A 13,027-nucleotide genomic window follows, 5' to 3' on the forward strand; every position below is an offset into this window, starting at 1 on the left:
CGACTACGCCCCGATCTCCACCACGATCCTGCCCGTGGTCACCTGCTCGCCCTCGGCGACGTCGATCGCGGCGACCACGCCGTCGATGCCGGCCTTGTGGACGTGCTCCATCTTCATCGCTTCCAGCGTCATCACCGGCTGGCCGGCGATGACGCGGTCGCCCGGCTTGACCAGCACGGCGACGACGCGACCGTTCATGGCGGCGCGGACCTTGCCGTCGCCGCCGTTGCTTGCGGCAGCCTTTGGCGCAGCGAGCGTGAGATCATTCACCGCCAGCGGAATGCCGCGGTGCTGAACGTACAGCCGATCGCCATCGCGCAGGAACTTTGCGCTGTCCATCACGCCGTCATGGCGGAAGCGGATGGCATCGGGATCGGCCTGGTCGATCTCGAACGTATCCTTCCGGCTGTCGGTGACGACCATGTAGCTGCCATCGCGCTCGCGGGTGATTTCGAGCTCGTGCGTCTGGCCGGCGATCTCGATTTTTGCCGGCAGCGGGAATGTTGCCGCGAGGCTTCGGCCGCCCTGCCATGACGGCGCGCGCGGATTGGTGACGTAGAGCAGCAGGCCCGCCAGCGCCGCATCGAATGCGGCGCTTGCGCGCGGTGCCAGCAGCTCGTCGCGGTGCGTGCCAATGAACGCCGTGGTCGCCTCGCCCCTGGCAAAGCCGGGGTGACGCAGGCACGACATCAGGAATGGCTGATTGGTGGTCACGCCAAAGGCGGTGAGCTGCTCCAGCCCGACGATGAGCCGCCCCCTCGCCTCCTCGCGGGTCGCGCCGTGACTGATCACCTTGGCGATCATGGAATCGTAGAACGGCGGAATCTCGGAGCCCGATTGCAGCGCGTGCTCGACCCGGATGCCCTCAGGCACCTGCCAGCGCGCCATGCGGCCGGACTGCGGCATGAAGTCGTGCGCGGCATCTTCCGAGCACAGCCGCACCTCGATGGCGTGGCCTGTGAAGCGGATGTCCTGCTGCTTCACCGGCAGCGCCTCGCCGCGCGCGACGCGCAACTGCAGCTCGACGAGGTCGAGCCCGGTGATAGCCTCGGTCACGGGATGCTCGACCTGGAGACGGGTATTCATCTCCATGAAGTAGAACTCGCCGCTCGCATCGAGCAGGAATTCCAGCGTGCCGGCACCCTCGTAGCGCAGCGCCTTCACGGCAGCGACCGCGACCTCGCCCATTTTCGCGCGCAGCTCCGGCGTCACCGCGGGCGACGGCGCCTCCTCGATCAGCTTCTGGTGGCGCCGCTGCACCGAGCAGTCGCGCTCGCCGAGGTGGATGGCGTTGCCGTGGCTATCGCCGAACACCTGGATCTCGATGTGGCGCGGATTCTGGATGGCGCGTTCGAGGATAACAGTGGGATCGCCGAACGCCGCCTTCGCTTCCGACCGCGCACTGCGGAGCGCCTCGGGAAAGCAGGCAGCGTCGGTGACGAGCCGCATGCCGCGACCACCGCCACCGGCGACGGCCTTGATCATCACGGGGAAGCCGATCTTCCCGGCTTCCGCGAGCATGACCTCGTCGTCCTGCTCAGCGCCCTGATAGCCGGGAACGCAGGGCACGCCAGCCTTCTTCATGATCTCCTTGGCGCCGGCCTTGTTACCCATCGCCTCGATCGCCTGCGGCGACGGACCGATGAAGACCAGGCCGGCATCTTTGCAGGCCTGCGCAAAGTCCTCGTTCTCGGCGAGGAAGCCATAGCCGGGGTGAACGGCATCCGCGCCGCTCGCCTTGGCGGCCGCGATGATCGCGGGGATGTTGAGATAGGATTGCGCGGGCAGCGCTTCGCCGATCCGCACAGCCTGATCGGCCTGCTTGACATGAAGCGCATCGCGATCGGCATCCGAATAGACCGCAACGACGCCAAGGCCGAGCTGTCGCGCGCTGCGTATGACGCGCAGCGCGATCTCGCCGCGATTGGCGACCAGAACCTTGAAGAACGGCCGGTGCTGCACTGATCCGTTCCTCATGGGCGGGCCACCGAGAATTGCATGCGCTGGGGCGTGCGTGCATCGCCCTCGCGGCAGATCGCGAGCACCTCGGACAGCACCGCGCGGGTATCGCGCGGATCGATCACGCCATCGTCGAGCACGCGGGCACTGGTCGAGAACACGTCCATCTGGCCGTCGAACACGCCGACGATCTGCGCCTTCATGGCCTCCAGCTTGTCCTTCTCGATCGGCTTACCGCGGCGCGCGGCGGCGGCTTCCGTTACGATCGCCATGGTCTCGGCGGCCTGCTCGCCGCCCATCACGGCGGTCTTGGCGTTGGGCCAGGAGAAGCAGAAGCGCGGATGGAAGCCGCGCCCGCACATGCCGTAATTGCCGGCGCCGAACGAGGCGCCGCAATAGATGGTGATCTGCGGCACCGTCGCCGACGTCACCGCCTGGATCATCTTCGAGCCGTGCTTGATCATGCCGGCTTCTTCGTAGGCCTTGCCGACCATGTAGCCGGTGGTGTTGTTGAGATAGAGGATCGGCGTGCGGGTCTGGCAGCAGGCCTGGATGAAATGCGTCGCCTTGTTGGCGCCGGCGGGGTCGAGCGGGCCGTTATTGGTGATGATGCCGATCGCCTGGCCCTCGATGCGGGCATGGCCGCAGACGGTGGCCGGGCCATAGTTCGGCGCCATCTCGGTGAAATCGGAATCGTCGATGATGCGCGCGATCACCTGCTTCATGTCGACCGGGCGCTTGTGGTCCATCGGCATGATGCCGAGGAGCTCGTCCTGGTCGTAGCGTGGCGGCTTGAATTCCGGCGACGCGCGAGCCGGCCGCTCCCATTCCAGCGCCGCCATGATCTCGCGCGCGATGCGCAGCGCGTCGCGATCATCCTCGGCGAGATAGTCGCCAAGGCCGGAGATTTGCGTGTGCATCTCGGCACCGCCGAGCTCCTCTTCCGTGGCGATCTCGCCGGTTGCAGCCTTCAGCAGCGGTGGGCCCGCGAGGAAGGCCCGCGTGCGGCCGCGGACCATGACGATGTAATCGGACAACCCTGTCTGATAGGCGCCACCCGCGGTGGACGAGCCGTGCGTGACGGTGACGACAGGCAACCCCGCCGCCGAGAGGCGCGCGAGATTGCGAAAGATGTTGCCGCCGCGGACAAAGTCCTCGACGCGGTAGCGCAGCAGATTGGCGCCGGCACTTTCGACGAGCTGGACATAAGGCAGCTTGTTCTCCAGCGCGAGCTCCTGCACCCGCAGCGTCTTGTCGAGGCCGTAGGGCTGGAGCGCGCCGGCATCGATGCCGGAATCACTGGCGCTGACCATGCAGCGGATGCCGGAGACGAAGCCGATGCCGGCGATCACGCCGCCGCCCGGCACGCTCTTGGCCGCATCCGGCACGTCGAACATGTAGCCGGCGAGCGTCGAGAGCTCGATGAAGGGCGCACCGGGATCGAGCACAAGTGCAACGCGCTCACGCGGCAGAAGCTGACCACGCTTGTGGAAGCGGTCCTTTGCCGCGGCGGACGCGGCACGCGTGCGCTCTTCCAGCGCGCGCATGCGATCGATCAGCGCGAGCATACCGTCGCGATTGGCGTGGTAGGCGGCGCTGCCGCGGGAAATGGTGTTTTCGAGAATGGACATGACTTGATCCTACTCGTCATTGCGAGGAGCACTTGCGACGAAGCAATCCAGGCTGTCTCTGCGGAAGAATTCTGGATTGCTTCGCTTCGCTCGCAATGACGGTTGAGGCGATACCTTACCTGTTCGTCCCAAAGATCTTCCGCGCCTCGGCGGGGCTGGCGATATCGCGGCCGGCGCGGCGGGCGCAGGTGGCGATGGCCTCGATCAGCTGGCCGTTCGACGTCACCTTCTTGCCGTCGGCGAGATAGAAGGCGTCCTCGAGGCCGGTGCGCAAGTGACCGCCGAGCTCGGCGCAGCGCTGATGCAGCGGCCAGATCTCCTCGCGGCCGATCGCCGTGACCTGAAAATGCGCTTCGGGCCGCTTCAGCTTGATCAGGATCGGCAGCAATTCAGGATCAGCAGGCATGCCGGAGGCGACGCCCATGACGAAATTGTATTCGAGCGGGCCCTTGTACATGCCGACCTGGTTGTACATGCCGACGCAGCGGACGATGCCGACGTCGAAGCATTCGAATTCGGGGATGGTGCCGACTTCGTTCATGACGTCGAGATAGTCCTTCACCTTCTCGACCGCGTTGTCGAACATCATCGGCGGCCAGGCCCAGGTATTGTCGGCCTTCACCTTCAAATAATTCAGCGAGCCGGCGTTGCAGGCGGCGATCTCGGGCTTGGTCTGGCGGATGCAATCGAGCGCGCCAGCGTAGTTCGGCCCTGATACGCCCGAAGTGTGGTTGATGATGACGCCGGGGCAGGCTTCGCGGATCGCCTGCTGGATCTCCTTGCTGACGCTGACCTCCCAGGACGGAAGGTGTCCCTTGTCCGGCGCCTGCTGGCGCAGATGGATGTGCATGATGGACGCACCGGCATCGAACGCAGCCTTGGCCTCGCGCGCCATCTGCTCGGGCGTCACGGGCACGTTGTGCTGCTTCGGGTCGGTGAGCACGCCGTTCAGCGCGCAGGTGATGACGGCCTTGTCGCTCATGCCAAAAATGTCTCGCACGTTGAGAATTCAACGTTTGCGATCATGTGACGCGGGGCATGCGGCTTCTTGCGCGGAGAAGCTAGCTACGGGCGAGCTATCGTAGGGTGGGCAAAGCGTAGCGTGCCCACCAACTGGATAAGTCTCGCGAGATGGTGGGTACGGCGCAAGTGCGCCTTTGCCCACCCTACGAGAGCGGTGCTAGCTCGCCTCCGCCATCCGTACCGTCTCATTGCAGCGATAGATCGCAAGATCGCGTGAGCCGACGAAGATCGCGCGCGGCTTCAATCCGTAGAAGCGGCGGATCGAATGGCTGAAATGGGTGCTGTCGGGATAACCGATGTCCTGCGCGAGATGGGCGAGGTTGAGATCCTGGTTAGCGAAGTGCAGCAGGTGCCGCGCGCGCTTCCAGGCACGGAAGGAACGGAACGAGATCCCGGTCTCTTCCTTGAACAGATGCAGGAAGCGCGAGGCCGAGAGGCCCGCTTCCGCGGCGCAAGTATCCGCTGTCACCGGCTCGCCGGAGAAACGCTCGATGCGGGCGACGGCGCGCATCACGCGCGGGTCGAGCACGCGGCGCGGCAGGGCCTCGCCAAAGCACATCTCGTCGAATTCGGCGGTGGTGATGTCGCCGTAGCGGCGCTGGCGCAGCAGCGCGTAGGCGGCCAGGATCTGGCGGGCATAGAGGGCCCGGTCCGGCCCCATCAGCCTCTGCGCCAGATCTTCCAGCACGCCATCCGGCATGCTCTCGGGCTCGAGCGTGACGCTAATTGCGGTGCGGTAGTCGCTGGCGATGGAATGGCGCTGGTTCGGCAGGGTGACGAACAGCTCGCCGGTGGCGAGAACGTCGTCGATGGTCAGGTGAAGATTGCCCTTTACGGCCACATAGACATGGCAGCAGCCCGGGGTCCGCTTGCGGGGCCGTCCGAGCAGGCCGGCATAGAACACCCGCTCCGGCGTGATCAGCATCAGATGGTCGGATTCGCGACCGTTATAATCCATGGGGCTCCTCCTCGCGCGGCTCTTTGGCCGCTGCGGACGGAGGTCACCTTAGCGGAAAATTGGGCGCTGTCACGACGGGATAGCGCTGTCATGGCGCGCAAAAGATTGTCGTTCCGGGGCGACCGAAGGGCGGACCCGGAACCTCGCGCTGCAACTTCGAGATTCCGGGTTCGCGCTATTGCGCGCCCCGGAATGACGGCCTCCTTACGCCCTCACGCGCGGCGCAACATTCTGCTCGAGGCCGGCCTTCTGTTCCGCAGCAACCGCGCGCTTGAAACCGTCGCGCTGCTGCAGGCGGGCCCAATAGGCTGCGACATTTGGCCCGAAATCCTTGGCAAGGCCGATATTGTCGGCAAGGCGGAGCGCATAACCGATGACAATGTCAGCTGCGGTGAAGCGGCCCGCGCACAATGTTTCGGCATTGGCCGTCGCTGCCTCGACGGCGCGCAGCCTCCCCAGAAACCATTTGGCGTAATCGGTGGCGACCTGCGGAACGCGGCGCTCTTCCGGCTCGAGCTGGGTGTATCGGAGCACCAGCGTCTGCGGGAAGGTTAACGTGGCGTCGGAAAAATACATCCAGTTCAGGAACGCGCCATAGGCGGGATCCTCGGAGCCGACCATCAGCGGCGTCGGGCCGTATTTGATGCCGAGATAGTGGCAGATGCCCGAGGACTCAGTCATCCGCGTCTCGCCGTCGATCAGGAAGGGGATGGTGCCGAGCGGATTGATGCCGAGATAATCCTTGGCAAACACCCGCGGCGGGAACGGCAGCATCTTCAATTCATATGGCAGCCCCATCTCCTCCAGCATCCAGAGCGGACGGAACGAGCGCGCGGCGTCGCAGTGATAGAGCGTGATCATCAGGCGTTCCCCCTAGAGCATGATCCGGATCCGAAGGGCCGCGTTAGCGCAAAGTGTGAAGCGGTTTTCCGACAAGATCATGCTCAAACTTTATGACTCCCCGGCAGCGTGCCCATCATCTTGCACAGGACCATCAGCATGACCTCGTCGGCGCCGCCGCCGATCGAGGTCAGGCGGCTGTCGCGATAGGCACGGCTGACCGGCGTCTCGTTGGTAAAGCCCATTCCGCCCCAATATTGCAAGCAGGCGTCGGTGAGCTCGCGGCCGAGCCGACCGGCTTTCAGCTTGGCCATGGTCGCAAGCCGCGTCACGTCCTCGCCGGCGACCAGCTGCTCGGCGGCGCGATAGATCAGCGCGCGCAGCAGCTCGACCTCGGTCTGCATCTCCGCGAGCTTGAAGTGCACGACCTGGTTGTCGAGGATCGACTTCCCGAAAGCCTTGCGATTGCGCGTGTATTCGATGGTCTGGTCGATGATGTATTCGTGCGCCTTCAGGCAGGCCGCCGCACCCCAGAGCCGCTCCTCCTGGAACTGGATCATCTGGTAAGTAAAGCCCTTGCCCTCCTCGCCGATCCGGTTGCGCTTGGGCACGCGGACATTGTCGAAGAAGATCTGCGCGGTATCCGACGAGCGCATGCCCATCTTGTCGAGCTTGCGCGCCACGGTGACGCCCTTGCTCTTCATGGGGACGCAGATCAGCGATTTGTTGCGGTGAACGGGGCCATCGCCGGTGTTGGCGAGCAGGCAGATCCAGTCGGCCTGGGTGCCGTTGGTGATCCACATCTTGCCACCATTGATGACGTAATCGTCGCCGTCGGAGCGCGCGCTGGTCTTGATCGAGGCAACGTCCGAGCCCGCGCCGGGCTCGGAGACGCCAATGCAGGCGACGTAATCGCCTGAGATCGAGGGTGCCAAGAATTCGCGCCGCACCTCGTCCGAGCCGAACCGCGCCAGCGCCGGGGTCGCCATGTCAGTCTGCACGCCGATCGCCATCGGCACGCCGCCGCAGGTGATGGCGCCCAGCTCCTCCGCCATCATCAGCGCGTAGGAATAGTCGAGGCCCGATCCGCCGAACTCGACCGGCTTGTTCAGGCCGAGGCTGCCCATCTTCTTGAACAGCTCATGCGCCGGGAAGATGTCGGCCTGCTCCCACTCGTCGATGTGAGGATTGATCTCGTTCGCGATGAATTTCTGTAGGGAGCGGCGGATGTCGTCATGGTCGGCGGTGAATAGCATTTTGTCCTCTTGTCATTCCGGGGCATCGCGGAGCGATGAGCCCGGAATCCATTTCTCTACGGAGTCTGCGGCCTGATGGATTCCGGGCTCGCGCTACGCGCGCCCCGGAATGACAAAAAGTCACAACCCCATCTGCCGGCTTGCCAGATCCTTCATGATCTCCTCGGTGCCGCCGCCGATGGCGTTGACCTTGACCTCGCGGTAGATGCGCTCGGCCTTGATGCCGCGCATGAAGCCGGCACCGCCAAAGATCTGCACGGCTTCCGAGGCGCAGAAGGCCATGGTCTGCGTCGCCTGGTTCTTCATCATGCAGATTTCCGCGACCGGGCTCTCGCCCTGCTCGAGCCGCCAAGCCAGCATCTCCAGCATTGCCTGACTTGCGGCGACCTTCTGCGCCATGTCCACGATCTTGTGCCGGATGACCTGGTGCTGGGCGAGCGGCTTGCCGAAAGTCTTGCGCTCCTTGGCATAGGCGACGGCCTCATCGAGGCAGACGCGGGCGAAGGCGGTGCAGCTCGCCGCCATGCCCATGCGCTCGCTGTTGAAATTCTGCATGATGATCTTGAAGCCCTGGCCCTCCTCGCCGATCAGGTTCTCGGCCGACACGCGGCACTCGTCGAAATGCAGGGTCGCGGTGTCGGAGGCCCACCAGCCCATCTTCTTCAGTTTTGTCCTGGACAGGCCGGGCGTGTCGCCCTCGATCAGGAGCAGGCTGACGCCGCCGGCGCCCTCGCCACCCGTACGCACGGCGACAGTCAGATAATCGGCGCGCACGCCCGAGGTGATGAAGGTTTTCTCTCCGCTCACGACGTAGTGATCCCCGTCGCGCCGGGCCCGGGTGCGCAGGTTCGCGACGTCGGAGCCACCGCCGGGCTCGGTGATCGCAAGCGCGGAGATTTTTTCGCCTGCCAGCACCTGCGGCAGCACGCGCGCCTTCACCTCGGGACGCGCGGCGCGTGCGATCGGCGGCGAGCCGATGGTGTGGCTCATCAGGCTGGCGCTGACACCGCCGGCCCCGGCCCGCGCCAGCTCCTGGCTCGCGACGATCTTCATGAACTGGCCGGCGGCGATCCCGCCATATTCCTCGGGGAAACCGAGCCCAAGGAGGCCGATCTCGGCCGCCTTGCGGTAGAGCGTGCGCGGGAATTCGCCGGCCTCGTCCCATTCATGGGCGAACGGGGTGATCTCCTTGTCGACAAAGCGGCGCATGACGTCGCGGAAGGCGTCATGCTCGGCGGTATAGAACGGGCTCTTCATTGTAGTCTCGCCCTGTTGGCGGATTCGTCTCATTCACCATGGCCGGAACATCTGCCGTTCACTTGCGCAGAGTGGCTGACCGGAGGAACCGCTCTACCGCAGCCTATGGCCTAGCAACTCAACGCAAGACGATTTTCACCCCTCGCAGGCCAACTCCGGATCAAAAAAGACTGCTGCACAGACTCCGGCTGGCCCCAGGGCCACGCCGGGCATGGTGCACGGCAGCAGAGATGCGAGGCGGCACAAGACCGCCGAGGGAGGGATTTTTGGCCGTTCGTTACTACGACTGGATCGCCCACCATGGCCGCCGCATGCCTGACAAGGTTGCGGTGATCGATCTCGCCAGCGAGCGCCACTTCACCTATGCGCAGCTCGACGCCCGCGTCTCACGCCTCGCTTCGTTCTTCCGCCACACGTTGAAGGTCTCGCGCGGCGACCGCGTCGCGGTGCTGGCGCTGAACACGACCGACACGCTGGAGGTGCAGTTCGCCTGCGGACGGCTGGGCGCCATCTTCGTGCCGCTGAACACCCGCCTCACTGTTCCCGAGCTCCAGTTCATCACCGCCGACTGCGCGCCGAAGGTGATGATCCACGACACTGATCTGGCCGAGACCGCGCTTGCCGTCGCAAAGCTCTGCAACGTCGCGACCAGCCTGCTGCTCGGTCCCGGCGGCGCTTACGAGGCCGGCATTGCCGCGGCAAAGCCGCTCGACCGCGCTGAAGAGGTCACGCTCGATGACATCTCGACCATCATGTACACATCGGGCACCACGGGCCATCCGAAGGGCGCGACCATCACTCATGGCATGACCTTCTGGAATTGCGTCAATCTCGGCGGCCCCGCCTGCATCGGGCCGGCCTCGGTGCTGCTCACCGTGCTGCCGCTGTTCCACACCGGTGGACTGAATTGCTACACCAATCCCGTGCTGCATGCCGGCGGCACCGTGATGATCATGCGCGCCTTCGATCCCGGCACCGCGCTCGGCCTGATCAACGATCCCGCGCAGGGCATCAATGTGTTCTTCGGCGTGCCCGCGATCTACCAGTTCATGGCGCAGCACCCAGCCTTCGCAACCACCGACCTTGACCGGCTGATCGTCTGCGGTGTCGGCGGCGCGCCGATGCCGGTGCCGCTCTTGAAAGTGTGGGAGGCGCGCGGCGTCGCGCTCCAGCAGGGCTATGGCATGACCGAGACCTCGCCGGCCGTGCTGGTGCTCGACCGCGAGGATGCGGCGCGTAAGGCGGGCTCCGCCGGCAAGCCGGTGCTGCACACCGAGGTGCGCATCGTGCGCCCCGACGGCAGCGATGCCGATACCGGCGAGCTCGGCGAGCTCTGGGTCAAGGGACCGAACATCACGCCCGGCTACTGGAACAGGCCGGAGGCGAACAAGACGTCCTTCACCGACGGCTGGCTGCACACCGGCGATGCGACGCGCATCGACGAGGAAGGCTTCTACTACATCGTCGACCGCTGGAAGGACATGTACATCTCCGGCGGCGAGAACGTCTATCCGGCCGAGGTCGAGAACGTCCTGCACCAGCTCACCGCGATCGCGGAAGGCGCCGTAATCGGCATTCCCGATCCGCAATGGGGTGAGGTGGGTCTCGCCATCGTCGCGGTCAAGCAGGGCCAGCGGCTGAGCGAAGCCGAGGTCTTCGCGCATTGCGCGGCGAATCTCGCGCGCTTCAAATGTCCGCGCCAGGTTCGCTTCGTCGATGCCCTGCCGCGCAATGCGACGGGGAAGATCCACAAACCGACCTTGCGCAAGGAATTCTCGGTCGCCTCCGAAGTCGACAAGAAAGCCGCCAACGCCTGATCGAAGCGCCCCTTGCGGGCGCTTTTTTGTTTTGAAAGTGCCTGCTCCACCCCACAAGAGAACCAAGGAATTTCCATGAAGAACAAGAAACTCGCCCTGCTCGCCGCGGCAACGGCCCTGACATTGCTCTCAGTTCAAGGCGCTTACGCGCAGAAGAAATACGACACCGGCGTCACCGACACCGAGATCAAGATCGGCAATGTCGAGGCCTATTCCGGTCCCGCCTCCGCCTACGGCATCATCGGCAAGACCGAGGAAGCCTATTTCAAGATGATCAACGATCAGGGCGGCATCAACGGCCGCAAGATCAACTGGATCTCCTATGACGACGGCTACTCGCCGCCGAAGACGGTGGAGCAGATCCGCAAGCTGATCGAGAGCGACGAGGTGTTCCTCGTCTTCAACGCGCTGGGCACGCCGACGCAGACCGCCGTGCAGAAATATCACAACGCCAAGAAGGTGCCGCAGCTGTTCCTGGCCACCGGCGCCAGCAAGTGGAACGATCCGAAGAACTTTCCATGGACCATGGGCTTCCAGCCCAGCTATCGGGTCGAGGCCCAGATCTTCGCAAAGTACATTCTGAAGGAGAAGCCGGACGCGAAGGTTGCGATCTTCTATGCCAATGACGATTTCGGCAAGGACTACCTCGCCGGCATCAAGGACGTTTTCGGTGACAAGGCATCGAAGCTGATCGTGGCCGAAGAGAGCTACGAGACGTCGGAGCCGTCGATCGATGCCCATATCGTCAAGCTCAAGGGCACCGGCGCCGATGTCTTCGTCAACATCGCCACCCCGAAATTCGCAGCTCAAGCCATCAAGAAGATCGCGGAGCTGGAATGGAAGCCGATGCACCTGATGACCGACGTCTCGGTGTCGATCGGTGCGGTGATGAAGCCGGCCGGCCTGGAGGCCTCCGAAGGCGTGCTGTCGGCCGGCTATCTGAAGGATGCGTCGGATCCGCAATGGAAGGACGACGAGGGCATGAAGAGGTTCATGGCCTTCATCGACAAGTACATGCCCGGCGCCAACATCTCGGACGCCAATCTGGTTTACGCCTACGCGGCGGCCCAGACCATGGTGCAGGTGCTGAAGCAGTCGGGCGACAACCTGACCCGCGAGAACGTGATGAAGCAGGCCGCCAGCCTGAAGGACTTCGTCCCCGACACACTGATCCCCGGCATCAAGATCAACACGTCGGCCAACGACTTCGCGCCGATCGAGCAGCTCAAGATGTGGCGATTCAAGCAGGGCCAGTGGGAGCTCTTTGGCGATATCATCAGCGCCGAAACCGGCGGCTAGAGCATGATCCGGAAAAGTGCGAAGCGGTTTTCCGGAAAGACCTTGCGTAAACAACAACCTAAAGCGCGATGACGATTCATCCAAATCTCATCGCGCTTTAGCCCCGCATCATTGCCGGACCATTTCTTGCGGATCATACCGACAGAAACACTGCAAACGGTTCTTCCAGCGTGCGCCGCAGATGTTTCCGGTACAGTGCATGGTTGCCGTCGTCAGGGCCGACCCGGCCGAGAGACGGGTTCGGGACATTCCGGAGCGGCACGTAAGCGATCGGCGCCGCGATCGGGGTCAGTTGCGAGCCGGGGCCGGCGCGGAGCGTCGAGATGATGCCGTACATCTCGCCGTTCACCGTCGGCCGCGACACCGTGATCACCCGATGCTGGCCGTGCTTGATGATGACGAGATAGATGAAGCCGGACTGATGCGGCACCGCGACCTCGCCGGTATGCTCATAGGCGGCATCGGTCCGCTCGCCCTCGCGAAAGACCAGCGAGGAGATCTTCGGCTCCCAGACGATCTCGGTGCGATAGGCGAAGATCGCGTTCTTGTCGCCGAACGACGGCCGCAGCGTGATGTAGACGTCCTCGAGCCAGGTCACGGCACGATGCGCATAGGAGCCGAGGCTGTCGGGCGCGACGTCGCTTGCGGCCGGGGGCGTCACCACAACGGCGTTTTTGCGCAAGGAGACACCGAGCGCCTGCTCCAGCCGCACGGTCGTCGCCAGCGTGAACGGCCGCCGTCCGCCAAGCACCTTTTCCAGCGTCGAGAGGCTGAGCTTGGCCTGCTCGGCCAGCGCCTGCCGGGAGATCCGGCGTCTCGCCAACTCCTCGCGAATGGTCTCTGCGATCTCGCGGCTCTGCTCGTCCGAAAGCTGCCTGTCGTTGAGTTTGTCCTGCGTCTGCATCGTGGCCCTGCTCCAGGACAGCCATTCTAGCAGGGCGGACAAACCAGCACAAAACCGCACATGACCGTCCCGGCAGCGGCATG

Annotated in this window: 10 protein-coding genes; 2 read left to right on the top strand and 8 right to left on the bottom strand. The window is 64.3% G+C overall.

Features of this window, described 5'->3' with window-relative positions:
* Positions 1 to 3: 3 nt before the first annotated feature.
* From QA642_RS45820 to QA642_RS45850, 7 genes are all read right to left on the bottom strand, one after another.
* On the bottom strand, positions 4 to 1,977 hold the full coding sequence (locus QA642_RS45820) for an acetyl-CoA carboxylase biotin carboxylase subunit (RefSeq protein WP_283082705.1): 1,974 nt from the start codon (positions 1,975 to 1,977) through the stop codon (positions 4 to 6).
* Entirely contained in the window at positions 1,974 to 3,590 is a 1,617-nt protein-coding gene (locus QA642_RS45825) for an acyl-CoA carboxylase subunit beta (protein WP_283082706.1), read from the bottom strand. Before QA642_RS45825 ends, QA642_RS45820 begins: the two co-directional genes overlap by 4 nt.
* A gap of 115 nt (positions 3,591 to 3,705) precedes the next feature.
* Positions 3,706 to 4,572, bottom strand: a complete 867-nt coding sequence (locus QA642_RS45830; RefSeq protein WP_283082707.1) for a 3-keto-5-aminohexanoate cleavage protein — start codon at positions 4,570 to 4,572, stop codon at positions 3,706 to 3,708.
* 198 nt (positions 4,573 to 4,770) lie between these two features.
* Entirely contained in the window at positions 4,771 to 5,571 is an 801-nt protein-coding gene (locus QA642_RS45835; protein WP_283082708.1) for an AraC family transcriptional regulator, read from the bottom strand.
* 204 nt (positions 5,572 to 5,775) lie between these two features.
* Positions 5,776 to 6,432: a glutathione S-transferase family protein gene (locus QA642_RS45840; RefSeq protein ID WP_092211989.1), complete on the bottom strand. Its 657-nt coding sequence runs from the start codon at positions 6,430 to 6,432 to the stop codon at positions 5,776 to 5,778.
* An 83-nt stretch (positions 6,433 to 6,515) separates the two neighbouring features.
* Entirely contained in the window at positions 6,516 to 7,667 is a 1,152-nt protein-coding gene (locus tag QA642_RS45845) for an acyl-CoA dehydrogenase family protein (protein WP_283082709.1), read from the bottom strand.
* Between the two features lie 120 nt (positions 7,668 to 7,787).
* The gene (locus QA642_RS45850; protein WP_283082710.1) at positions 7,788 to 8,924 is read right to left on the bottom strand and encodes an acyl-CoA dehydrogenase family protein; all 1,137 of its coding nucleotides are present in this window, start codon (positions 8,922 to 8,924) and stop codon (positions 7,788 to 7,790) included.
* A gap of 266 nt (positions 8,925 to 9,190) precedes the next feature.
* On the opposite strand from QA642_RS45850, the gene QA642_RS45855 reads away from it, so the two are divergent.
* Both QA642_RS45855 and QA642_RS45860 read left to right on the top strand, forming a co-directional pair.
* A complete protein-coding gene (locus tag QA642_RS45855) occupies positions 9,191 to 10,741 on the top strand; it encodes a long-chain fatty acid--CoA ligase (RefSeq protein ID WP_283082711.1) in 1,551 nt (516 codons plus the stop codon).
* 75 nt (positions 10,742 to 10,816) lie between these two features.
* Positions 10,817 to 12,040, top strand: coding sequence for an ABC transporter substrate-binding protein (locus QA642_RS45860; protein WP_283082712.1), 1,224 nt, complete (start codon positions 10,817 to 10,819; stop codon positions 12,038 to 12,040).
* A 133-nt stretch (positions 12,041 to 12,173) separates the two neighbouring features.
* Here the strand turns inward: QA642_RS45860 and QA642_RS45865 are convergent, their stop codons facing one another.
* Positions 12,174 to 12,944 (bottom strand): helix-turn-helix transcriptional regulator, encoded by a 771-nt coding sequence (locus QA642_RS45865; protein ID WP_283082713.1) that lies wholly within the window; start codon positions 12,942 to 12,944, stop codon positions 12,174 to 12,176.
* Between the last annotated feature and the right edge of the window lie 83 nt (positions 12,945 to 13,027).

The sequence above is a fragment of the Bradyrhizobium sp. CB2312 genome, from assembly GCF_029714425.1.
In the GTDB taxonomy this organism is placed as follows: domain Bacteria; phylum Pseudomonadota; class Alphaproteobacteria; order Rhizobiales; family Xanthobacteraceae; genus Bradyrhizobium.

Coding starts and splice junctions, on each gene's coding strand:
- QA642_RS45820 (WP_283082705.1), bottom strand. CDS start 1,977: ATGAGGAACGGATCAGTGCAGCACCGGCCGTTCTTCAAGGTTCTGGTC.
- QA642_RS45825 (WP_283082706.1), bottom strand. CDS start 3,590: ATGTCCATTCTCGAAAACACCATTTCCCGCGGCAGCGCCGCCTACCAC.
- QA642_RS45830 (WP_283082707.1), bottom strand. CDS start 4,572: ATGAGCGACAAGGCCGTCATCACCTGCGCGCTGAACGGCGTGCTCACC.
- QA642_RS45835 (WP_283082708.1), bottom strand. CDS start 5,571: ATGGATTATAACGGTCGCGAATCCGACCATCTGATGCTGATCACGCCG.
- QA642_RS45840 (WP_092211989.1), bottom strand. CDS start 6,432: ATGATCACGCTCTATCACTGCGACGCCGCGCGCTCGTTCCGTCCGCTC.
- QA642_RS45845 (WP_283082709.1), bottom strand. CDS start 7,667: ATGCTATTCACCGCCGACCATGACGACATCCGCCGCTCCCTACAGAAA.
- QA642_RS45850 (WP_283082710.1), bottom strand. CDS start 8,924: ATGAAGAGCCCGTTCTATACCGCCGAGCATGACGCCTTCCGCGACGTC.
- QA642_RS45860 (WP_283082712.1), top strand. CDS start 10,817: ATGAAGAACAAGAAACTCGCCCTGCTCGCCGCGGCAACGGCCCTGACA.
- QA642_RS45865 (WP_283082713.1), bottom strand. CDS start 12,944: ATGCAGACGCAGGACAAACTCAACGACAGGCAGCTTTCGGACGAGCAG.